This is a genomic window from Desulforamulus hydrothermalis Lam5 = DSM 18033, assembly GCF_000315365.1.
Taxonomy (GTDB): Bacteria; Bacillota; Desulfotomaculia; order Desulfotomaculales; family Desulfotomaculaceae; genus Desulfotomaculum; species Desulfotomaculum hydrothermale.
This window is the reverse complement of the sequence record NZ_CAOS01000008.1, coordinates 237,861-259,685: the sequence shown is the minus strand read 5'-3', so window position 1 is coordinate 259,685 and position 21,825 is coordinate 237,861. Positions and strand designations below refer to the sequence as shown.

The 21,825-nt window shown below is 49.1% G+C and carries 24 protein-coding genes and 5 tRNA genes; 22 read left to right on the top strand and 7 right to left on the bottom strand.

What is annotated here, in order from left to right; genetic code table 11:
- Window positions 1–54: 54 nt before the first annotated feature.
- Window positions 55–1,227, bottom strand: coding sequence for a THUMP domain-containing class I SAM-dependent RNA methyltransferase (locus DESHY_RS06460; protein ID WP_008411355.1), 1,173 nt, complete (start codon window positions 1,225–1,227; stop codon window positions 55–57).
- Between the two features lie 294 nt (window positions 1,228–1,521).
- Between DESHY_RS06460 and DESHY_RS06455 the strand changes: the two genes are divergently transcribed.
- From DESHY_RS06455 to DESHY_RS06420, 8 genes are all read left to right on the top strand, one after another.
- Complete coding sequence (locus DESHY_RS06455) at window positions 1,522–1,713, top strand: 4Fe-4S binding protein (RefSeq protein WP_008411354.1); 192 nt, start codon at window positions 1,522–1,524, stop codon at window positions 1,711–1,713.
- A 219-nt stretch (window positions 1,714–1,932) separates the two neighbouring features.
- Entirely contained in the window at window positions 1,933–2,787 is an 855-nt protein-coding gene (locus DESHY_RS06445) for a MerR family transcriptional regulator (RefSeq protein ID WP_048817936.1), read from the top strand.
- A 13-nt stretch (window positions 2,788–2,800) separates the two neighbouring features.
- On the top strand, window positions 2,801–2,926 hold the full coding sequence (locus DESHY_RS14710) for a hypothetical protein (RefSeq protein ID WP_274377188.1): 126 nt from the start codon (window positions 2,801–2,803) through the stop codon (window positions 2,924–2,926).
- A gap of 300 nt (window positions 2,927–3,226) precedes the next feature.
- Entirely contained in the window at window positions 3,227–4,402 is a 1,176-nt protein-coding gene (locus tag DESHY_RS06440; protein ID WP_008411352.1) for an ABC transporter substrate-binding protein, read from the top strand.
- A gap of 87 nt (window positions 4,403–4,489) precedes the next feature.
- Complete coding sequence (locus tag DESHY_RS06435; protein ID WP_008411350.1) at window positions 4,490–5,383, top strand: branched-chain amino acid ABC transporter permease; 894 nt, start codon at window positions 4,490–4,492, stop codon at window positions 5,381–5,383.
- Window positions 5,384–5,386: 3 nt separating this feature from the next.
- Window positions 5,387–6,454 (top strand): branched-chain amino acid ABC transporter permease, encoded by a 1,068-nt coding sequence (locus DESHY_RS06430; protein ID WP_008411349.1) that lies wholly within the window; start codon window positions 5,387–5,389, stop codon window positions 6,452–6,454.
- Entirely contained in the window at window positions 6,447–7,238 is a 792-nt protein-coding gene (locus tag DESHY_RS06425) for an ABC transporter ATP-binding protein (protein ID WP_048817935.1), read from the top strand. The genes DESHY_RS06430 and DESHY_RS06425 overlap by 8 nt, the downstream gene beginning before the upstream one ends.
- Window positions 7,231–7,938, top strand: a complete 708-nt coding sequence (locus tag DESHY_RS06420; protein WP_048817934.1) for an ABC transporter ATP-binding protein — start codon at window positions 7,231–7,233, stop codon at window positions 7,936–7,938. Before DESHY_RS06425 ends, DESHY_RS06420 begins: the two co-directional genes overlap by 8 nt.
- Before the next feature lie 67 nt (window positions 7,939–8,005).
- Here the strand turns inward: DESHY_RS06420 and speE are convergent, their stop codons facing one another.
- Window positions 8,006–8,839, bottom strand: coding sequence for a polyamine aminopropyltransferase (speE, locus tag DESHY_RS06415; RefSeq protein WP_235695529.1), 834 nt, complete (start codon window positions 8,837–8,839; stop codon window positions 8,006–8,008).
- Window positions 8,840–9,112: 273 nt separating this feature from the next.
- Here speE and DESHY_RS13580 point away from each other — a divergent pair, with 273 nt between their 5' ends.
- The 12 genes from DESHY_RS13580 to DESHY_RS06365 all read left to right on the top strand — a co-directional run bounded on the left by DESHY_RS13580 (window position 9,113) and on the right by DESHY_RS06365 (window position 14,913).
- Window positions 9,113–9,307 (top strand): hypothetical protein, encoded by a 195-nt coding sequence (locus tag DESHY_RS13580; RefSeq protein WP_082210472.1) that lies wholly within the window; start codon window positions 9,113–9,115, stop codon window positions 9,305–9,307.
- Window positions 9,308–9,436: 129 nt separating this feature from the next.
- Window positions 9,437–9,574, top strand: a complete 138-nt coding sequence (locus DESHY_RS14005; protein ID WP_160162481.1) for a hypothetical protein — start codon at window positions 9,437–9,439, stop codon at window positions 9,572–9,574.
- Between the two features lie 226 nt (window positions 9,575–9,800).
- Complete coding sequence (locus DESHY_RS06410; RefSeq protein ID WP_008411341.1) at window positions 9,801–10,484, top strand: DVU0298 family protein; 684 nt, start codon at window positions 9,801–9,803, stop codon at window positions 10,482–10,484.
- A gap of 155 nt (window positions 10,485–10,639) precedes the next feature.
- Window positions 10,640–11,566 carry a DMT family transporter gene (locus tag DESHY_RS06405; protein ID WP_008411339.1) on the top strand — a complete coding sequence of 309 codons (927 nt, stop codon included), beginning with the start codon at window positions 10,640–10,642 and terminating at the stop codon, window positions 11,564–11,566.
- Window positions 11,563–12,096: a methylated-DNA--[protein]-cysteine S-methyltransferase gene (locus DESHY_RS06400; RefSeq protein WP_008411337.1), complete on the top strand. Its 534-nt coding sequence runs from the start codon at window positions 11,563–11,565 to the stop codon at window positions 12,094–12,096. The genes DESHY_RS06405 and DESHY_RS06400 overlap by 4 nt, the downstream gene beginning before the upstream one ends.
- A gap of 101 nt (window positions 12,097–12,197) precedes the next feature.
- Window positions 12,198–13,031 carry a copper amine oxidase N-terminal domain-containing protein gene (locus DESHY_RS06395; protein WP_008411336.1) on the top strand — a complete coding sequence of 278 codons (834 nt, stop codon included), beginning with the start codon at window positions 12,198–12,200 and terminating at the stop codon, window positions 13,029–13,031.
- 283 nt (window positions 13,032–13,314) lie between these two features.
- Window positions 13,315–13,390: transfer RNA gene (locus DESHY_RS06390), tRNA-Val, on the top strand.
- An 8-nt stretch (window positions 13,391–13,398) separates the two neighbouring features.
- A tRNA-Asp gene (locus DESHY_RS06385) sits at window positions 13,399–13,475 on the top strand.
- 121 nt (window positions 13,476–13,596) lie between these two features.
- A tRNA-Val gene (locus DESHY_RS06380) sits at window positions 13,597–13,672 on the top strand.
- A gap of 5 nt (window positions 13,673–13,677) precedes the next feature.
- A tRNA-Thr gene (locus DESHY_RS06375) sits at window positions 13,678–13,753 on the top strand.
- An 81-nt stretch (window positions 13,754–13,834) separates the two neighbouring features.
- Window positions 13,835–13,910: transfer RNA gene (locus tag DESHY_RS06370), tRNA-Thr, on the top strand.
- 67 nt (window positions 13,911–13,977) lie between these two features.
- Window positions 13,978–14,913, top strand: coding sequence for a TIGR01777 family oxidoreductase (locus DESHY_RS06365; RefSeq protein WP_008411332.1), 936 nt, complete (start codon window positions 13,978–13,980; stop codon window positions 14,911–14,913).
- 18 nt (window positions 14,914–14,931) lie between these two features.
- On the opposite strand, the gene DESHY_RS06360 is transcribed toward DESHY_RS06365, so the two are convergent.
- A complete protein-coding gene (locus tag DESHY_RS06360) occupies window positions 14,932–15,165 on the bottom strand; it encodes a hypothetical protein (protein WP_008411330.1) in 234 nt (77 codons plus the stop codon).
- Window positions 15,166–15,400: 235 nt separating this feature from the next.
- On the opposite strand from DESHY_RS06360, the gene DESHY_RS06355 reads away from it, so the two are divergent.
- Window positions 15,401–17,833 carry an S-layer homology domain-containing protein gene (locus DESHY_RS06355; protein WP_008411328.1) on the top strand — a complete coding sequence of 811 codons (2,433 nt, stop codon included), beginning with the start codon at window positions 15,401–15,403 and terminating at the stop codon, window positions 17,831–17,833.
- 154 nt (window positions 17,834–17,987) lie between these two features.
- Here the strand turns inward: DESHY_RS06355 and DESHY_RS06350 are convergent, their stop codons facing one another.
- On the bottom strand, window positions 17,988–18,242 hold the full coding sequence (locus DESHY_RS06350; protein ID WP_008411326.1) for a ribbon-helix-helix domain-containing protein: 255 nt from the start codon (window positions 18,240–18,242) through the stop codon (window positions 17,988–17,990).
- 188 nt (window positions 18,243–18,430) lie between these two features.
- On the opposite strand from DESHY_RS06350, the gene DESHY_RS06345 reads away from it, so the two are divergent.
- The gene (locus DESHY_RS06345; RefSeq protein ID WP_008411324.1) at window positions 18,431–18,739 is read left to right on the top strand and encodes a helix-turn-helix domain-containing protein; all 309 of its coding nucleotides are present in this window, start codon (window positions 18,431–18,433) and stop codon (window positions 18,737–18,739) included.
- Window positions 18,740–18,799: 60 nt separating this feature from the next.
- Here the strand turns inward: DESHY_RS06345 and DESHY_RS06340 are convergent, their stop codons facing one another.
- From DESHY_RS06340 to DESHY_RS06330, 3 genes are all read right to left on the bottom strand, one after another.
- On the bottom strand, window positions 18,800–19,099 hold the full coding sequence (locus DESHY_RS06340; RefSeq protein WP_008411323.1) for a zinc-ribbon domain containing protein: 300 nt from the start codon (window positions 19,097–19,099) through the stop codon (window positions 18,800–18,802).
- A 170-nt stretch (window positions 19,100–19,269) separates the two neighbouring features.
- Entirely contained in the window at window positions 19,270–20,217 is a 948-nt protein-coding gene (locus DESHY_RS06335) for an NAD(P)H-dependent flavin oxidoreductase (protein ID WP_008411321.1), read from the bottom strand.
- Window positions 20,218–20,383: 166 nt separating this feature from the next.
- A complete protein-coding gene (locus DESHY_RS06330) occupies window positions 20,384–21,823 on the bottom strand; it encodes a TrkH family potassium uptake protein (protein WP_008411319.1) in 1,440 nt (479 codons plus the stop codon).
- Between the last annotated feature and the right edge of the window lie 2 nt (window positions 21,824–21,825).

Here is a 21,825-nt window from a genome sequence, read left to right as displayed (position 1 = left end):
GCTATGAACCGGAGGATGATAAATCAGCTGTCGGAAATCGCCTGGGCAGCCAGGCTATGTGTTTGCCTGAACCGTTGCCTGGGCCGGATTGGCCGGTCTGGGCGGCCGGGGGCCGAAATACTGGTAATACTGGCACTCTACCCGGCCATTGTATAACTTGCGTTTTTTATCTGCCGGGCGGCCAAAGAAACGTTCAAATTGGTCAAAAGAAGAAATGACAAAGCAGGACCAGGTGTCCAAGGTGCGGTAGGTTTCACCCAGCTGCCGGGTGAGCTGTTCGATTTCAGGAGCTTCACCCAGCCGCTGTCCGTAGGGTGGGTTGGTGACAATAAAACCGTATTTTTGCTTGCTGCGAACCTTCGCCACAGGTATCCGCTGGAAGTGAACAGCATCTTCCACCCCCGCCTCGCGGGCATGATAGCGGGCCAGGCTTAACACCTGATCATCTATATCTGTACCGTACAGGCGCAGCTTTAACTCTCTTTTTTCCTGTTCCAGCGCTTCCTTTCTGGCATTTACCCATAACTCTTTGGGAATTACCGGCCAGGCTTCGGCAGCAAACTGCCGGCCGATGCCCGGGGCAATGTTGCGGGCCATTAATGCGGCCTCAATGGGAATGGTGCCTGAACCGCAAAAAGGATCCAATAAAGGTCGGTCAGGGTACCAGCGGGCGATAGAAAGCAGGCCGGCGGCCAGAGTTTCTTTAAGGGGAGCCTGGCTGGACAGCTTGCGGTAGCCCCGCTTGTGCAGGCCAACCCCGCTGGTATCCAGGGTCAGGGTGGCCACGTCCTTTAATAAGGCTACTTCCACAGTATAACGGGGACCGTTCTCCGGAAACCATTCCTTTTTATAGGTTTGTTTCATTTTTTCCACAATGGCCTTTTTGACAATAGCCTGGCAGTCCGGCACACTGTGCAGCCGGGATTTTACTGATTTGCCTTCCACCGGGAAACAGGCGTCGGCCGGCAGCCAATCGGGCCAGGGCAGCGCCCGGGTTTGTTGAAATAATTCCTCAAAGGTGGTGGCTTTAAACTGGCCCATTTTTACCAGCACCCGGTCGGCCGAGCGCAGCCAGAGATTGGCCCGGCAAATGGCATTTGCATCGCCGGCAAAGGTTACTTTGCCGTTGTCTACCGACACCTCATAGCCCAATTTTTTTACCTCATAGGCCACCACTGATTCCAAACCAAAAGTTGCGGTAGCTATCAGTTCAATAGATTTTGCCATGTCATGCTCCTTATAAAATTAATGCTTACCAGGCTTTAGCTTATCATGTTTAATTGAGCAAGATCAAGAAAATCATGGGTATCCGGGAGGTTTTCAGGCGGCAGCCATTTTTTGTATTTTTTTATTATTCACTCGATTTTTTAAGTATACTCAAGAAAAAGAAAAGAATGAGCAAGTTATTTTTGTTTAAAAATTAAATTTTTATATTGAAACTGCTCAAAGGTTCAAGCATAATAAAATTAATCTAACTGGTTGTCTAACCGGTGATAAAAAAGTAAAGGGAGGACTCGACCAATGTATGTAGTATCTATCGACAGAGATAAGTGTGACGGCTGCGGCGCCTGTGCTGATGCTTGCCCCGCCGGCATCCTCGGCATGCTGGACGACGGTAAAGCTGACATTACCGGCGAACCCGAAGAATGCATGGGTTGCGAAACCTGTGTAGCTACCTGCCCCAACGAATGCTACACCGTAACTGAAATGTAATACCCCCTGTTAAAAATAAAAACCGCCTTCGGGCGGTTTTTATTTTTAACGGAAAAGTTATTTGACTTTTTAGCAAAGCCGCGTAAAACCGGGCAGAAATACTTAATATTAACCCGCTTGATGGCAGCCTGTTGCAGTTGTTGTCGGAAGAAAATGCTACAACTGTTAATATTTAACTGGTATAATTTAACAAGACAATACAAAAAAGGGGTGCCTGTAGTGGGAAAAAAAGTTACATTTTCTGAAGGAGCCGAACTGTTAGGGGTGCCAATTAGTACGATTAGCAAGTGGTTTAGCCAGGGGCTGTTTAAAACGGTGGAGTTAGACAGAAAAAGTCCCGGCGGCCCCACATACTTACTTAAAATGGAAGAATTACTGGCCATCAAAGATGCCCTGGAAGCTGAACGCCGGGGTAATGAATTGGCCCGGCAAGAAATTGCCGCGGCCCAGGAAAAGCAAGAACCGCTTGCACCGTCAGACAACCAGGCCAGGCGCCGGCTGAGCTTGGTTAAATGCTCGGCCGGCAAACAGCCTGGCCAACCAGACCTTGACGGTACCGGCAGTGATCCGGGCAAAGAAATTGTGCTGAAAATTCAAGAAGATACGGCCATGGGGCTGGTTAATACACTGGTCAGCACCTTAAATAATTTTGAGCAAAAGTTTCTAAGCCATCTGGCGGAACAGGCCGATAAAAACGCCCTGAAATACAATACTATGGCTATCGAACACCTGGAAACTTTGCGTGATATGTCTGCTAAAATGGAAAAACTGGTGGACGCACTGCTGGCCATGCCGAAAGTAAACGAAGATACTGCCAGGGCTGTGAATGATATTAAGGAGATGCTGCCAAACATTAATCAGATAGCCGAAAACCATAAAGGAACCCAGGAAAAATTAGAAGCTGTTGGCAAAAAACTGGAAAAGCTGAGCGAAGAAATTAAAGACACCAAGTGGGCGGTGGTAAAACTGGCCCGGGACAACCAGAAAGCGGGCAAAAAATTTAAAAGGGATAAAGATAAGGCAACGTTTGGTTGGGTAAGCGGTATAGGTAAAATTTTGGGCTTTGGGAAATAAGGATGCTCACGCGGTGCAAGGACGGAGCCTAACCGGAACCCTTGGCAAAGCGGCGGCTCGCTTCAACATAATACACCGGCGGTCGGCTATGCTGCTGAAAGACTGTCGTGAAACACCGCTTTTAGGCCGCAAGGCTTAAAAGCGGTGTTTTATTTTTACATTTAACAGAAAATTAAAAACATTATACCTGCTTTTAATGACTAAAGGATTAAACAACATGTACACTGTCAAATGACACATGTCCACATAATAATGTTATTTAATACAAGTACCGGCAAATAACAGATAAAATTTGGCACAATGGTGTAATTATGACTAAAAGTTAGATTGATTCTTTGTACAAAAAATAATAGTATACTGTCTAGGGATTTGTATCCACCGGGCAAGGACAAAGGGGTATGGATCTCTGATAAATTTGGGGGAGGTTGACCGAAAAACCATGTACAAGAGAAAGTATGTCGCAATCATTGCCCTCCTGCTGGCGGCGGTTATGGTGCTGGCAGGTTGTGGCGGCGGCGGTGCAGAAAAGCAAGCTGCCCAGCAGCCCGCAGCAGATGTAATTAAAATCGGTGTTTTTGAGCCGCTGACCGGAACCAATGCGGCCGGTGGCGAAATGACGGTTGAAGGTATTAAACTGGCTAACCAGTTGTTTCCTGAAGTTAACGGCAAAAAGGTTGAACTGGTGATAGTTGACAACAAAAGCGAAAAACAAGAAGCAGCCAATGCTGTAGAAAGATTGGTAAGCAAAGATAAGGTAAATGTTATTATCGGCAGCTACAGCAGCTCGCTTTCCATGGCCGGCGGCCCCATTGCCAAGGAAGCAGGTATTCCGGTGATCGGCTGCTCGCCTACCAACCCGGCGGTTACTCTGGGTAACGACTACTATTTCCGGGTCTGCTTTATTGATCCCTTCCAGGGAACTGTCATGGCCAACTATGCTGTAGAAAAGCTGGGTGCTAAAACCGCGGCCATTATTCAGGATGTGCAGCAGGATTACTCGGTTGGTCTGAGCAATTACTTTGAAAAGTCCTTTAAGAAGTTAACCAATAACGACAACGCCATTGTAGCCAAAGTAAATTACAACTCCGGCGACAAAGATTTTTCTTCGCAGTTAACCACGGTTAAAGCCAAGAATCCTGATGTAATTTTTGCCCCCGGCAACTTCCTGGAGTGCGGTATCCTGGTTGAGAAGGCCCGTGAACTGGGTATCAATGCTCCTATTTTGGGCGGCGACACCTGGGAAGCTGAGGAATTTTTAAGCCGGGTTAAGAACACTAAAGATATTTATTTCAGCACTCACTTTGATGCCGATCACCCGGTAACCGAAATGTCCAACAAATTTATGGAAGAGTATAAGAAGGCTTATCCCGGCAAACAAGTTAACGCTTTTGGCGCCCTGGGCTTTGATACTTATATTTTAGCTCTGGATGCCATTAAGCGAGCCGGTTCTGCTGATCCCAAAGCAATTCGTGATGCCTTGGCTGCTACCAAGGACTTCCAGGGGGCTACCGGCATTATTACCCTGGATGCCAACGGTGATGCCACCAAGACTGCCATCATTAAAAAGGTTGTTGACGGTAAGTTTGCTTACGAAGGCAAGGTTGATCCCAAGTAATTAATTTACAACTGATGTGCCGCGACTCCCCTCCTGCTTGCAGGGGGGGAGTCGGTATTATGTTGTGTGGTTGGAAGGAGCTAAAACATGACCGGAGAGATGTTTCTGCAGAGCCTGGCCAATGGTATTTCCCTGGGCAGTTTGTATGCGCTGATTGCCATTGGCTATACCATGGTTTACGGTATTCTGCGGTTAATAAATTTTGCCCATGCCGATTTGTTGATGGTGGCAGCCTATGTTGCCTTTTACGGCATGCTGGTGTTTACCATGCCCTGGTGGTTGAGTTTTTTGCTGGCCATAGTGGTTACTGCCCTGCTGGGTGTGACCATAGAAAAGGTTGCCTATCGCCCCTTGCGGGAAGCACCCCGCATTTCCGTACTTATTTCTGCCATTGGGGTATCTTTTTTGCTGGAGAATTTAGGGATTGTAGCCATCGGTGCCCGTCCCAAATCTTTTCCCCGCCCGGAAGAAATTGTGTGGAATATTAAACTGGGGGATATTTCGTTTTTATCCTTAACTATTATCATTCCTCTAATAACTATTGTGTTGCTGGTAGCGGTAACCTACATGGTTAACAAAACCAAGACAGGCATCGCCATGCGAGCTGTATCCCGGGATTTTGAAACCGCCAGCCTGATGGCTGTGGATGTGAATAAAGTGGTCAGCACCACCTTTGTGGTTGGTTCCGGTTTGGCAGCGGTGGGCGGCATTATGTGGAGCCTGCAGTACCCCCAGATTGATCCGCTGATGGGTGTTTTCCCCGGTCTCAAGTGTTTTATTGCCGCCGTTATGGGCGGTATCGGCAGTATCCCCGGAGCTATGCTGGGCGGTTTTGTTTTGGGCATGGGGGAAGTTTTCCTGGTGGCCCTGTTGCCTGAGTTGTCAGGCTACCGTGACGCCTTTGCCTTTGTTATCTTAATTTTTATTTTGCTGTTTAAACCCACCGGAATTCTGGGCGAAAATGTAGTGGAGAAGGTGTAGGCCATGGACAGACAGAGAATAAAGTCGCTTTTAACCCTGGGCTTGATTGTGCTGAGCTGCCTGGTGCTCTATTTGGGTGAGGAGTATTTGGGCAAATTTAACACCCGGGTATTGAACCTGGCAGCCATCTTTGTCATTCTGGGTGCCAGTATGAATCTGGTGCTGGGTTTTACCGGCATGTTTTCCCTGGGGCATGCCGGTTTTATGTGCGTGGGGGCTTATGTTTCAGCCATTTTAACCATGTCCCCCGAAAGCAAAGAAATGATTTATTTTATGGAGCCCATTATCTCACCTTTGGACAAAATTCACTGGCCGTTGTTCCCGGCCATTATTACGGCGGGGCTGGTGGCGGCCTTGTTTGGCTTTTTAATCGGCTTTCCGGCCCTGCGCCTGCGGGATGATTACCTGGCCATTGCTACCCTGGGCTTTGGTGAGATTATTCGGATTGTGGTTACCAATGCCATCAGCGTAACCAACGGTTCCCTGGGGTTAAAAAATATCCCGCCCATTAAGAGTTTATGGGTTTACTGGGGCTTTGCCATAGCCACTATCTGGATATTAAAGCAATTGATCAACAGCAGTTGGGGCTATGCCTTTAAGGCTATTCGTGATAATGAAATCGCTGCCGAGGCCATGGGCATTGATATTTTTAAACATAAATTGTTATCCTTTACCATTGGTGCTTTTTTTGCCGGCTTGGCCGGTGCCCTGATGGGCCATTTAATTACCTCGGTGGATCCCACCATGTTTCGCTTCCTGTTCACTTTCCAGATTTTATTAATTATTGTTTTGGGCGGCTTGGGCAGCCTGACCGGTTCGGTAATTGCCGGCGTGCTGGTGACAGTTATGATGGAAGCACTGCGTTTTGTAGAACAGCCCATGAATTTCTTCGGTTTAACCATTCCCGGCATTCCCGGCATGCGCATGGTTATTTTCTCCCTTTTGCTGTTGGCAGTTATCCTGTTTTACCGGCAGGGCTTAATGGGTACCAGAGAATTTAACTGGGACTGGGTGTTAGATAAATTAGGCGTTGGCAGACGCAAGGAAAAGGGGGTCGGGGTGGATGGCTAATTTACCTTCTGACAGCATACTGGTTACGGATAATATCTCGATGCAGTTTGGCGGGTTAAAGGCGGTTTCCAACCTGCAGCTCAATATCGCACCCCGGCAGATTGTCGGCCTCATCGGCCCCAACGGCGCCGGCAAAACTACCGCATTTAATATGATTACCGGCGTTTATAAACCGACCGAAGGCAGGGTGATTTTTGACGGCCATGACATTACCGGCCGGCGGCCCAATCAAATTACCGAGCTGGGCATTGCCCGCACTTTTCAAAACATTCGCCTTTTTGCCAGTATGACGGTGCTGGAAAACGTGCTGCTGAGCAAACATGTGCGGCTGCGGGCCAGCCTGCTGGAAGCTGTACTGGGATTGCCCAGGTATACCCGGGAGCGCCGGCAGCACATTGAGGAATGTATGGCTTTGCTGGAACAGGTGCAGCTGGCGGACGTGGCCCATGAAAAGGCCACTGCGTTGCCTTATGGCAAGCAGCGGCGGTTGGAAATTGCCCGGGCCCTGGCTACCCAACCCAAAATGATCCTGCTGGACGAACCGGCTGCCGGCATGAATCCCCAGGAATCTCTGGAATTAATGGAATTTATTGCCGATATCAGGGAACGGTTTGGCTTAACCATCCTTATGATTGAACACCACATGGAAGTGGTAATGGGCATATGCGAGCACATTGTGGTGCTGGACCACGGCGAAACCATCGCTAAAGGTACGCCGTCAGAAATTCAAAACAACCGGCAAGTTATTGAAGCTTATCTTGGGGCGGTGGATGAAAGTGCTTAAAATTGAAGATTTGCATGTGTACTATGGCGGCATCCATGCCCTGAAGGGTATATCCATGGAGGTGCCGGAAAATAAAATAGTCACGCTGGTGGGTGCCAACGGGGCGGGCAAAAGCACAACCCTGCGGGCCGTCAGCGGTTTGGTGCCGGCAGCCGGGGGCAGAATTACCTGGCGTGGCGAGGAAATCACCGGCAGCAAAACGGTTGACATAGTTAAAAAAGGCATTACCCTGGTGCCCGAAGGACGGCGTATATTTGCCAACCTGACGGTATTGGAAAACCTTCACATGGGGGCTTATGCCCGGACCGACAAAGAGGAAATTAAAAAAGACATTAACAAAATTTATGAAATGTTTCCCCGTTTGCGGGAGCGGGAGTGGCAGGCGGCCGGTACTTTGTCCGGCGGCGAACAGCAAATGCTGGCCATCGGCAGGGCTTTAATGTCCCGGCCAAAGCTTTTGATGATGGACGAACCTTCCCTGGGCTTGGCGCCCTTGCTGGTTAAAGAAGTATTCCGCATTATTAAAGAAATCCACAGCCAGGGCATGACTATTTTGCTGATTGAACAAAATGCCCGGGCCGCCTTGCAGGTGGCGGACTACGGCTATGTGCTGGAAACCGGCCGAATTGTCCTGCAGGGGCCGGGTCAGGAACTGGCGGCCAATGCCGAAGTGCAAAAGGCTTACCTGGGCAGGTCATAAGGCCAGATCAAAATAAAAGAGCGACCGGCAACTAACCGGTCGCTTTTAGCTTTTTGTTCCTCAATGGTTATTTAATCTGTTCCTGGATGTGTTTCGGCAACACAAAGGCAGCCCGGTGAATCTCCGGTGTGTAATACCGGGTGGTTATGGCAGCCATTCTGTCCTGGTTAACAGTGTCTAAGGCGTATTTTTTAGAGCCGGCGGTAAAGGACCAAAAGCCGGCGATATAACTGGGTTCACAGGTTAAATAGGGGCTGCTGCAAGGAAAAACTTGCCGGATCCCTTTGACAGCTTCTACAAAGTGAGGGCTGAAGGTTGGAGAACCGGTTTGTGAAACCATTATGCCGTCCTCTGTTAATGCGTTATAAACATCCTGATAAAAGTCTTTGGTAAACAGCGCCAGCGAAGGACCGCCGGGATCAGTGCAGTCTACGATAATTACGTCATAATGGGCGGCTTTTTCTTTAACATACTGCAAACCGTCAACGGTCAAAATTTTAACCCGATCGGAGTTCAGAGCAGAACTGAGCTGCGGCAGCCACTCTTTGCTGACCTGAATAACCCGCTCGTCTATTTCTACCAGTTCAACAGTTTCAACGGTAGGATGTTTCAGGACCTCACGCACCGTCCCGCCGTCCCCGCCGCCGATGACCATAACCCTTTGGGGCCGGGGGTGGATCATCAGGGGTACATGGGCAATCATTTCGTGATAGATAAATTCAAAGCGGGTGGTGGTTTGTACAGTGTTATCCAGCAGAAGAGCACGACCCAGGTCCGGGGACTCCACAACAGCTATTTCCTGGAAGCGAGAACGCTCGCTGTGCAGGATTTTATCAATCCGCCAGGACACCTTGTACCCTTCGGTATGGTTTTCTGTAAACCATATGTCCAACACAAACATCCCTCCCAATATTTTTACAGCTTCATAAAAAACACGCTATCTATTATAGCATAATAATTCTATTTCAGCCAAGCATAGAATATAAAACATAAAAAAGGGTTCCGGCCAGGAACCCAGAACAGAGGAGGGTGGTTGTCTAAATATTAGTGTAAAGCATGGTTATCACAACATGGTTACAAGGGCCTTACAAAAATATTAAATGCGTTTGCCAACACGGTTTTCAAACAAAGGCCGCTTTTGCGGCAGAGTGTAGGCAAACATTACCGGTGGTTTATGATCCCCTTTGGCTCCGGTCTACGCACCGACAGCACTATGATTCGCTCCGGTCGCCCTTGGGGTCGCCTCAAACGGGCCATCCTGGCCCGGTTCGGCTGGCGCCCACTTCCTGAGGGCGCCACCCCAATGGCTCCTTTCGCTCATCAAGTGCTGTGGCCGGTGCTTCGACAAGTCGCCGACAGGGGATCATAAAACCACCTCGCTTTATCTTACAACCTTTGTTTACATCCTGAGGCCGCTTTTGCGGCCTTTCAGCGGCATGTATGATCCCCTTGAGACGGGACAAAATAAGCATAAGCCTGAAACAAAGGAGGTTTCTGTGTGAAGAAACAGACAGGGCGGATTAACCGACAGGAAGCAGCCAGAATTGCCAGACAAATAACCCGGAAAACCGGGCAAGAACGGCTCTACGGTTATGATCCCACTGATGATTATGCACAGGGAACCCCGATGGCTTAGCATTTTGGAACAGAGGAGGCAATCTCCTCTGTTCTGACTGTAAAGGCAGCAACAAACAAAGGCCGGGTGGTTTTAGGATTCCCTTTAATAAATTTAGCGCAGGTTTGCGGCACCCCGCAAATGGTGCTTTTAATCTATTTGTATGAGGTTGGTTAGCCCTGGTTTATAACTTAGTACCACATTTGTGATACAATGTTTTTACCAGTCTGTTAACGAGGTGAAAGCAATGGGTCTGCGGGAAGCAACAGAAAAACTGTTAAGCCGGCATCAACACGAAGAATTAGCTGACCTGGCGGTACAAAACCGGGCTGCCGTTAAATATTTGTTTCGCTGTTTTTACCATCCGTACGGTCTCCGGCGGTGGCAGGCCATTGAGGGTCTCGGGCGGGTTGCCGAAGCACTGGCCCTTAAGGAGCCGGAAAGCGTGCGGGAAATTATCCGGCGGCTGCTCTGGTCTATGAATGACGAATCCGGCAACTCAAACTGGAGTGCCCCGGAGGCGGTGGGGGAGATTATTTATCGCCGGCCGGATTTGTTTGGCGAATTTGTGCCGATTGTTGTTAATGCTGCGGCAGAAGAAATTTTTCACCGGGGCATTGCCTGGGCGCTGGGCAGGATTGGCCAGCGGCGACCGGATCTGGTGCAGGAGTTTATACCTTTATTAATCAACTCGCTAACTCACCCCGCAGCGGAGGTGCGGGGTTATGCCGCTTGGGCTCTGGGACAGCTGGGCTCGTCTGCCCGCTCAGCCCTCACGGAGCTGAACCGGCTGCTGGATGACCGGAGCGAGGTGGAGATGTATGAAGACGGCGGCCTGGCGATACGGCAGGTGGCTTATCTGGCCGGTGCAGCTATTGACAAAATAACCGCTGCCACCGCAAGGCAGCCGGCCGGTCAGAACGGGCCTTAAGGCAAACCAAACAAAGCAGGCACCGGTATAGACTTCCGGTCTGAGAGGCAGGCGCTGTTTTGCAAATAGGCCGGATGGCGGCAGGAAACCGGGGGCCTTTGCAGAACAGACTAAATTTAGTTGGTTTTAAGTAAATTTAGGAAGGCGGTGCTGCAATGCGGGGGACGGGACAGCCGCTTATTAATCCCTATCTGGTAGTGCTGCTGGGCGTTCTGGCGGCAGGTTTTTCCAGTATTTTTACCAAGCTGGCGGAAGCCCCGCCGCTGATTATTGCCGCCTATCGGCTGGGATTTACCGTATTGCTGCTGGCGGTTCCCACATATTTCAGCGGCCGCCGGGAATTGCGGCGGATCAGCCGGGCTGACCTTGCCTTGGCCTGTTTGGCCGGGGTATTGCTGGCTTTGCACTTTGCGGTGTGGATCACCTCGCTGCATTACACCTCTGTAGCCAGTTCTACAGTTTTAGTGGCCATGCAGCCGCTTTTTGTTATCAGCGGCGGGTACCTGCTTTACCGGGAAGGTATCGGCAAGGCAGGTCTGCTGGGAGCGGCTGTGGCCCTGGCAGGTACTGTATTGATAGGCCTGCATGATTTGCGGTTGGGCGGCGGGGCCCTTTGGGGCGACCTGCTGGCCTTTGCGGGGGCGGTTTTTGTGGCCGGCTATGTTTTAATTGGCCGTCATTTAAGGGTCCGCATGGCACTGTTGCCCTACACTTTTTTGGTATACGGAGCAGCCGCCCTGGTCTTGGTTGCTTTAAACCTGGTAAGCGGCACCTCTTTTTACCCTTACCCGGCTATGACCTGGCTGTGGTTTGTTTGCTTGGCCGTTGTTCCCACCATTTGCGGGCATTCCCTTTTTAACTGGGCCCTCAAGTATGTTAAAGCGGCTGTGGTATCCGTCAGTACCCTGGGTGAACCGGTGGGGGCCACCGTGCTGGCGTACTTCATTTTTAACGAAGTACCCGGTTTTTTGCAATTGGCCGGAGGCTTTATGATTCTTATAGGGCTGTACATCTTTATTAACTCCCAGCGACAAGAGGCAATAACTGCTAACTCTGCTATTGAGACGGGGGATACAGCATGAACCTTCAATTAATACAAACCGGTTGGGGTTGGTCGGCGGCAGCCTGGCAGGAGGGCCTGCTGGCCGGAGTTACCCTGCCCCATGACAACCCGCAGCAGGCGGTAACAACCCTGGCCGGTTATTTAAAATTAAGTGAAGCTGCCATAACACAGGCAGCTGAAGCGGCGGCCAATGAACCCTGGCAGCGGCTGGCACAAGCCCTGGCCAACTATTTTGCCGGGCAGCGGGTTGTCTTCGATCTGCCGCTTTTTTGGTCCGGGTTAACTGCTTTTCAGCAACGGGTATTAAAGGAAGTTAAAGAGATTCCTTACGGCCAAACCGTCAGTTATGGTGAGATTGCCCGGCGTATCGGCTGCCCCAAAGGGGCCAGAGCGGTGGGGGGAGCTGTGGCGGCCAACCCCTGGCCGCCGGTGGTGCCCTGTCACCGGGTGCTGGCTGCTGACGGGAGATTAGGAGGCTTTAGCTACGGCCTGACCTGGAAAGAAAAACTTTTGCAGCTGGAAAATATACCTTATCAAACCGGCCGGTAACCGGTTTGTTTTTTAGACAAATATATATATATTAAATGGTAATAAATGGAAATAAATGTGCATAAAATTTACCTCAGAGCAATATTTAGTGAGGTGATTTTATGCACAAAAAGTTTCTGCTGCTGCTTTTGGTTATGCTGTCATACCCTTTGCTACCGGTTTATGCGGCTACGGCCCCGGAGTTGGACGGCAAGCTGTTAGCCGGCGGGGAGCCTGTTATCATTGAGGGTCGCCTGATGCTTCCCATCAGGCCGGTATTTGAAGAGTTAGGTTATACCCTGACGGGCGATTGGGAAACGGGTATAGTTTTAGCTCAAAAAAAACATCAGCAAATTGAAATCCGCCTGTGGGAGCCCGGCTTAACGGTTAACGGTAAGGAAAAAAGCTTAGCGGCTGCTCCGCAAGTGATTATGGGCAAAACTTTTCTCAGCGCACAAGACCTGGTTGAATTGTTAGACCTGCAAAACCCCCGTCCCGACGGTTCAGACCGGTTGGTGTTATTCAGCAAACCACAGTTGACCGGGGAAGGTGTGATTCGCCATTTGCTGGCTGCCGACCGGCAAATGATGCGGGCTGAGTATTATAACAACCAGGGCTTTCTGACCCAACATAATATTGCTCCCTCGCCGCAACTGGTTACCAAAGATGATCTAATCAATTTATTGGGGCGGCACTGGTCCCGGCAGCTGATTGAAAGCCTCTGGACAGCCGGGTCACGAAACGGCCGTTATATTGGATTTTACACGGAAGGATCAACACCCCTGCTTTACAGCAAGGAACTGGCAGTGATCGAATTAACCGATACCGGAGCAAAGGTGGAAGCAAAATTACCTCTGTGGTGGGAGGATAACATGACAGAGTTTGAGGTGCGGGTTTATACGCTGCACAGGGATAAGGAAGGCAACCTGTTAATCACCGACGTCCGGAATAAGTGACAGGCATTACTCATCGTCCCATTTGCTGCGCTTGGACCACCTGGATAAAATTATAATGCCGATAACCGCCAAAATAAGCAACAATTTGCCCATATTTATCACCCCATAACAACTTCTGTAAAGCGGGCCAAAACCCTTTTGAAAAAACAAAAATATTTTGTCAATTTGCTTGATTGCCATTAAGCAAAAGTTAATATCAACACTAAATTAAAATGCAAAACCTTAGACAAACATGTTGACTTAAAGAAAATAATTTGATAATATACTTCTTGTCAGTCGCTGTGGGCGATTAGCTCAGCTGGGAGAGCGCCTGCCTTACAAGCAGGATGTCGGCGGTTCGATCCCGTCATCGCCCACCATTATACCGGGAGCTGTGGTGTAGAGGCCTAACATGCCTGCCTGTCACGCAGGAGATCGCGGGTTCGACTCCCGTCAGCTCCGCCAATTTTTACAGGGTCAATGTTTAATTGATCCTGTAGTTTTTGTAACAAACTTTAAAGGATAATTGAAATATTTTTGGCAATTGACTCTTGGCTTTATTTCTGCTAAGATATTTCTTGTCAACGGGCGATTAGCTCAGCTGGGAGAGCGCCTGCCTTACAAGCAGGATGTCGGCGGTTCGATCCCGTCATCGCCCACCATATATGCTGCTATAGCTCAGTAGGTAGAGCGTATCCTTGGTAAGGATAAGGTCACCGGTTCAATCCCGGTTAGCAGCTCCAAACAAAGGAGTTTTACCGTTGCGGTAAAACTCCTTTATAGCAATGGATGCAACAGACAATTTCACTTGTGGCATTTGCCAGGCCGACGTAGCTCAGCCGGTAGAGCAGCTGATTCGTAATCAGCAGGTCGTGGGTTCAAGTCCCATCGTCGGCTCCAGACAAAAGGAACTGCACAAATTGCGGTTCCTTTTTTGTAATCCGCCTGAGCGAAGGGGGAGCGGGCCATGGAGGTTTTAATAACCGGGGGCACAGGGTTTGTGGGAAACGCCCTGGTGAAGGAACTTGTTAAACATAACCACCGGGTCATCTTATGTGTGCATCGTGCAATGCCGGCGCAGCAAGAGGTCAGTTTTGTCAAGATGCCTGAGCAGGGCCAACTTTTGCCGGCGGATCTGATCAGCCGGGTTGACGCAGTGGTAAACCTGGCCGGTTATAATATTGCCGCCGGACGTTGGAACAAACGGGTAAAGGACCTGATTTTATCCAGCCGGCTGCAGGTAACCCGCCAAATAGTGCAAAGCATGATAAGGAATCGAGCAGCCGGCCGGCCTTATCCGCGAGTGCTGCTGAATGCTTCGGCGGTGGGTTATTACGGCTGCCATGCCAGTAATGTATTCGATGAAACAAGCCCGCCGGGGGAAGGTTTTCTGGCCGCTGTTTGCCGCGCCTGGGAGCAGGAGGCCGGAGCCGCTGAGGATTTAGGGGTACGGGTGGCCCGCTGCCGTTTTGGTATTGTCCTGGGTGCCGGCGGAGGGGTGTTAGAAAAAATTATAATGCCCTACCGCTGGGGGCTGGGTGGCTATATCGGCGACGGCAAACAGTGGGTATCCTGGATTCAGCTGATTGACCTGGTGCGTATTATGACGCTGGCCTTAGCGGATGAGCGCTTTCAGGGGGCTTTTAACCTTTGCAGTCCACAGGCAGTGACAGTGGCTGAGATGCACCGGCACCTGGCACGGGTTTTGGGTAAAACTTGCCGGACCCGGCTGCCTGCCTGGGTAGCCGGCCTGCTTTTCGGAGACATGGCTTGGGAGCTGTTGCTGCAGGGACAAAGAGTAAGGCCAAAGAAACTGTTGGAAATGCAAATCCCTTTTAGCTACCCGGATATTGCATCAGCCCTGGCGGCTTCTGTTAGTTTATTGCCGGTTCAAAACTGCTAAAGCGGCCGGCCGAGGCGTTTACAAACCTTTTTCGGCCAGATGCCGCATCAGTTTTTGGTGGTATTCCTCAAGAACTTTAACGGTTACCCGGATGTTGCTGTTAATCATTTCGTTTAAGGTTTCATTGGCCAGTTGGGCAAAATCAATTTTACCTTCCTCACTTAACCGCTGCAGCTTTGCAATTCTTTCGTTGGTTAGTTCATCCAGCTGCTGACCGATGCGGTTGAAGGCTTCTTTAAAGTCGTAATGCATAGTTTACCTCCTTGGATTATATACCCCGAGCATATTATTTCCATAAATATCAGTTCGACATGGCAGCTTAAATTCCTATTTATCTCTGCCTATACCATTTAATTTCCATTTGGGACAGGAATTGTGGGTTCTGCACCGAAATAAGCATAGGAAAAGCATATTTAAATTGTTGGCCCAGTCGGATACCTGTTGCCCCAAGCGGGCATCCGACTGGTTCAACCCAAGGGGGGTATTGATGTTGATCAAAATTTGGCGTTTGATGATTACTCTGGTGCTTGTCCTGGGCATCTTGGCACCCGCCTGGGCGGCTTCCCCTTACCTGTTTAAAGATACTTCCGGCAAGTGGTGGGAACAGGCAGTGGCTGAATGCAGTGCTGCCGAACTGGTGGGGGGACGGGGCAACGGTATTTTTGCGCCCAAGGATTCGGTGACCCAAGTTGAGGCCATCATTTTTCTTAACCGCGCACTGGGCCACCGCAAAGAAGCTGACAGCTACGGCATGTCCCAAGGGGGATACAACTTTCCGGCCGGTTTTCCTGCCTGGGCCCAGCGCAATGTGGCTTTTGCGGCGGATAAAGGTTATATATCTAAAACAGGTATTCCCAGCATTCAGCCCAAAAAGCCGGCTTCCCGGGCGGAGATTGCCGTATTGTTTGCCAATGCCCTGAAACTCTCGGCAGACGGCTATCAGTTGGATTTTAAGGATAAAGGGGCCATTCCCGCAGGTTTTCAGCCCTATGTGGCAGCTGCTGTCAAGCACGGCATTATGGCCGGCCGTACCGACAATACCTTTGATCCCAATGCCAATGTAACCCGGGCGGAAATGGCGGCCATTATTGCCCGGTTGGTTGAAAACGGCAAGATAAACCCGCAGCCTGACAGATATTTTATTGCCCGGCTGACGGCTGTGGATGCCACAGGCAAAAAAATAACCGTCAGCAAGGGCGGCCAAAACTATACTTGGAGCATGGCCAACGAAGCACTGTTATACCGGGCGGGCAAGCGATGCCAGCTTGGTGATTTTAAAGCAGGGGAATATGTAAAAGTGGTTTTGGATACGGCCGGGAAAATAGCGTATCTGGCCTTCAGCGCCGGTAATGATGCGGGCAGCAGTGTGTCTGTCACCACCGGCTATACAGGTACCATCCGGGGGCTTGCGGCGGGCGGCCAGCCCACCTTGTCCTTCCAGCCGGATGGCGGCAGCCTTACAAGCTGGCCCCTGGCGTCATCGGTAAAAATCAGTCAGTACGGCCAGGCCAGGGATTTGACCGCCCTTACCGTAGGCGCCCGGGCGGAAATCAAGGTAACCAACGGCAATATAACAGAAATTTACTTATTAAGCAGTTTGCCTGCCGGCAATGAAAGCCGTGGTTATGTTATCAACGTGTATCTGGATTATTTTACGGTTCGTTATGATGACGGTACCAGTGAGGAAATTAACAAGTCTGCTGTCAGCGGTACCTTCTACCAGTTGGTCCGAGGTCAAAGGGTAGCTCTGACCAAAACAGGCAATACAGTGACTGCTGTCGTGCCGTTAAACGAACCGAAGAAGCTGTTTGGTGAGGTTGTAAGTGTTGGTTCAACCAATATTACCATTGAAGACGGTGACGATTATGAGCTTACAATTGAACTGGCCAGTGGTTATAAGGTAAAGGATAAGGTCGGTAGTTCTATAAACCTGTCGGATATTGATGATGGAGATGCTGTTGCTATTGAACTGAATAGCCAAAATAAAGCAAGTGTTATTCAACTTTCTGAGTATGCGTCATCTACTTCCGGTTTGGCAGGAGAAGTGCTGGAGGTTGATAACACCGGTTCCTGGAGCATTAGGATTGAACAAACCGACGGTACAAAAAAGACCTTTAATGTAGCAAGCAGTGTTGATGTTTATAAAGATGGTGGCAGTATTGATTTTGAAGATATTAGAACAGGATATTATGTAAAGCTCAAGCTTAACAGCAGCGATGATGTGAGCAGGATAGATGTGATGGACTACGAAGTTTTGGAGGGTGAAGTTACCGAACTGGATGTTTCTGGTAACTGGAGTATTACCATAGAGAAAGATGACGGTGATGAAGAAACATATGATGTATCAAGTCAGGTGGATGTTTATGAAGATGGTAGCAGTAAAGAGTTTGATGATATTAATGAAGGTGACTATGTAAGATTAGTAATTAACAACGATGAAGATGAAGTGATTATTATTGCCATATCAGATGAATCCGGCAATAATGGCAATTACACGGGAACGATTACAAAACTGGATATGGACGACGATGAAATAACTATTAAAAGAAGCGGTACCAGCAAAACATATGATCTGGCAAGTAATGTAATCGTGGAAAAAGATGACGATGACGATCTTGATTTGGAAGACATTCTTATTGGATCTGTAGTAAAAATTTCTTTAGAAGACAACGAGGTTGAAAAAATAGAAATTACTGACGACGAAGATATTACTGTAGAAGGTGAATTAAAAGATGCCCGCGGCAGTTATATTATCCTGCGGCAGGATAACGGTGATCACAAGCTGTATTTTGCTGATGACGTAGAGCTTGAAGACGAAGACGGGGATGATATAGATGCGGATGATCTCTCGGATTTTGAAGGAGAGGATGTAGTTATTAAACTTGATAACGGTGAAATAAGCAGTTTAGAAATTCAATAACTTGCTTTTATTAAAACAAAACAAACCCGTATCATCTGTAAAGTGGTACGGGTTTGTTGGCGGCATGGTGATTTTATATTCCCTGCCTGCAACTGTCAGCTGCCGTTATACAGTGACAGCACCTGGTGCAAGTGGTGAACAAGGGGGTATTTGTTTACCTGCGATAACCGCCCAGGTCAAGCAGCGAATTATAGTAATCTAACTCTGACAGCGCCAAATCCTCTGTTCCTTCAGGGGTGGAAGTTTTGCCGCCGGCCAGGGAAGCCATATCTTTTTTAATAAGCAAACGGATGTACTGGCTGCGGTTGGTTTCTTCATAGGAACTGCGATTAATTTGGGCAATCTTTTTATCCAAGTATTCAATTAAATCTTCCGGGATACTGATGGTAATGGTTTTATGTCGGCGCATATAATTGCCTCCTTTATCCTTTGCTTTGCTATATCATATGTTATGTTATCAGGATTCCATAACCGGTTCTGGAAAATTTCTTATTAAGACCCAATAAATGAATACAACGATGCGGAAAAATTACCACTCATACCAGTGAAACTTAAACAAATAATAAGGCTAAGGAATTTATAAAGGAGGCATCAGCAGTGTACAGTGCAAAAGAATTAGGCCTCAAAGTGAAAAGGGCCCGCGAGTACAGAGCAAAAAGAAGCGGGCAAAATTTTACCCAGAAAATGCTGGCGTTTAAGATAGGAGAAACCTCCAAATGGGTGGAAAAACTGGAAAAGGGCTTATTCTACCCAGACTGGGATGCCCTTAACCTAATTGCGGATACCTGCGGGGTGTCTGTGGAATTTTTAACCGGAGAAAATTTTGCGGACGAATTTGATTATGAAGAGGCTGTCCGGGGCGGCAGGATAGCCAGACACATTAGCCAACAGGAGCTGCGATTATAAAAGCGGAGGGCTAAGCCTTAAAAAAATAACCGGGTGTTTATAACACCCGGATTTTTATGACTAACGGTATTGTTTTACCCGAGCAAAGCAGTCACGGCAGTAAACCGGCTTAGTGCCGCTGGGTTGAAAAGGAACCTGTGTTGTACAGCCGCACTCATCACACACTGCTTCGTACATTTGCCGCTGGTTATAACCGCCGCCGCTGCCTTGCATCCGCTGTTTGCGGGCAGCCCGGCAGGAAGGACAGCGGGAAGGGTCGTTTTGAAAACCCTTTTCAGCAAAAAACTCTTGCTCACGAACGGTAAATACGAATTCTGCTCCACAATCACGGCAAGTCAAAGTTCTGTCGGAAAATGCCAAACCTATCTCCCCCGAATAATTAAACTCCCTAAATTTCCGGTGCCAACCAACTACCAATATCCTGACACCGATATAATTTTCGGGAGGAGATAGTTACCGTTGACGTTGTGAAACTTAGAGGTAATTTAAGTATAACACTTAAATTAGCCAAAAATCAATCCAATCTTTGCCTAAGCGTCGCGAAACTCTTTGATTAGCCGGTCAAAAATTTCCTTAACCGGCAAAATATCTTTAATGCGGTGCACATTCTGGCCGCAGAACACCAGCCCGTCTTTGATGTTGCCGTTACGGCTGTTCATCAATGCTTCCATGATGCAAAAAGATTGAGAACAGTGCTTTAGGCAGCCCACACAATTTTGCGGCTCCGGCGCATTACCGCTGAATATGCGGGAAACCAAACTGTTTTTCAAGGCCCGGCCGGGCAAACCCACCGGACTGAGAATTTTTACCACATCCTCAGCGGTAGAGTTGAGATACAACTTTTTAAAGGCTTCCGATACAGCGCATTCCACGCTCATCACAAAACGAGTGGCCATTTGCACGCCATCGGCGCCCAGACGGATCATTTCGGCTATTCCCTTACCATCGACGATACCACCGGCTGCAATGACCGGAATTTTTACCGCTTGTTTTATTTCCGGGAATATTTCCTTAACAGAACGGTCGGTGCCCAGGTGACCGCCGGCTTCGGTACCTTCCGCCACCACTGCGGCAGCTCCCAATTTCTCTGCTAATTTAGCTACCTTAGCGGAAGAAACAATAGATACAATGGGGGTGTCAGACTCTTTGCCCCAGGTAAATATATCCCGGGAAAAGCCGGCGCCGGTGAAAATAATGTCAATTTTTTCTTCTATGGCTGTGCGGACAATGTTAGCAAATTCTCTGGCTGCGTACATAATGTTGATGCCGATAATTCCTTTGGGCGCAATGTTGCGGGCGGCACGAATCTCCTGGCGCAGCTCATCTTCTTCCATGCCGGTGGCGCCAATCACGCCAATACCGCCGGCGGCAGCTACGGCTCCGGCCAGCGGAGCAGTGGAAACCCTGACAGCCATACCGCCTTGAATAATCGGGTACTTGGGGGAAAACCGTCCGATGGTTAGGGTGGGAAAATTCACTTTACTTACTCCTTCCATAAAACCTGTTTCATGGTGTCAACAATATTAAAGCAGAAAACAACTTGATTTGCAAATCAAGTTTTGCTTTGCTTGCGGGAAAAGGTTGGTGCGTGCCGGCTGACTTTTTCCGGTTGGGTTACGCAACTTTGGTTTATATTTTTGCCTGCTAACGCCAAAATTTTACACTAAAGACCAGCAAAACCGTATAAATTTCCAGCCTGCCCACTAACATCAGGAAAGTCAGCGTCATTTTGCCCAGATCCGGCAGGTCGGCATAGTTAAACATGGGTCCCACCAGACCAAGACCCGGCCCCACGTTACCCAGGTTGGCCGCAGCGGCGGAAGCGGCAGAAACCAGGTCAAGTCCCAGTGCGGCCAGAACGGCAGTACCCAGGGCAAACAACATCATATACAGAGTAAAAAAGACGTGGGCAGATTCCACCACTTCCTGGGCAACGACATCCTGCCCGATGCGTACCGGAATAACCGCCTTGGGATGAATTAAACGCATTAACTGGCGGGAGAATGCCTTGGTCAAGATTAACAGGCGCCCCACTTTAAGGCCGCCGCCGGTGGAACCGGCGCAGCCGCCCACAAACATGAGAAACAACAGGATAAACTTGCTTAAAGCGGGCCATTGATCGTAATCCGCCGTAGCATAACCGGTGGTCGTAATAAGGGAGCATACCGTAAACAGCGCTTCCCGGACAGCCTGGGCGGGGCTGTGGCCGGTCACGATAAATAAATTAACACTAATGACGGCGGTACTGCAGAGTATCAGGGTTAAAAAAAGACGTGTTTCGTAATCCTGCCAGAGGGGCCGGCAGTCACCCCGCATCCAATAATAATGCAGAGCAAAGTTTATGCCTGAGAGAACCATAAAAAAGATAATAATGGTTTCCACCGCAAGACTCTGGAAGTGTCCGACACTGGCATTGTAGTTGGAAAAACCTCCGGTGGCCACCGACCCGAAGGTGTGGATAAAAGAATCAAACCAGGAAAGACCGGCCAGTTTGAGGGCCGCCACCTGGATCAGCGTAATAAAAACGTATACTTTATACAACTGCCGGGAGGTTTGAGCGATGCGGGGCAGTACCTTGCTTTTGGTCGGCCCGGGTACTTCGGCTTTAAACAATTGCATACCGGCAATGTTTAAAGAAGGAATCAGGGCCAGTGTCAAAACAATAATGCCCATACCGCCCAGCCAGTGGGTCAGACTGCGCCAGAATAAAATACTTTTTGGCAGAATTTCCACGTTAGGGATAACCGAAGCACCGGTAGTGGTGAAACCTGACATGGTTTCAAAAACCGCATCAATATAGCCGGGTACAGCTCCCGCCACCGCAAAGGGTATGGCGCCAAAAAGCGCCAGCAGCAGCCAGCTGAAGGTGGCAATGGCAAACCCTTCGCGATAACCCACGTTTTTATGTTTAACCGGCACCAGATACAAACCGCATCCCGCTAAGCCGGCGGCTGTTATGCCGACCAAAAAGGAAAATGTGCCGGCTTCTTGATAAAAAATACTTATAAAAAGACTAGGGACCATGGCTGCTGCTTCAAACAGCAAAACCAGTCCCAGAGTTTTTAATACCAGTTGGATATGCAAAA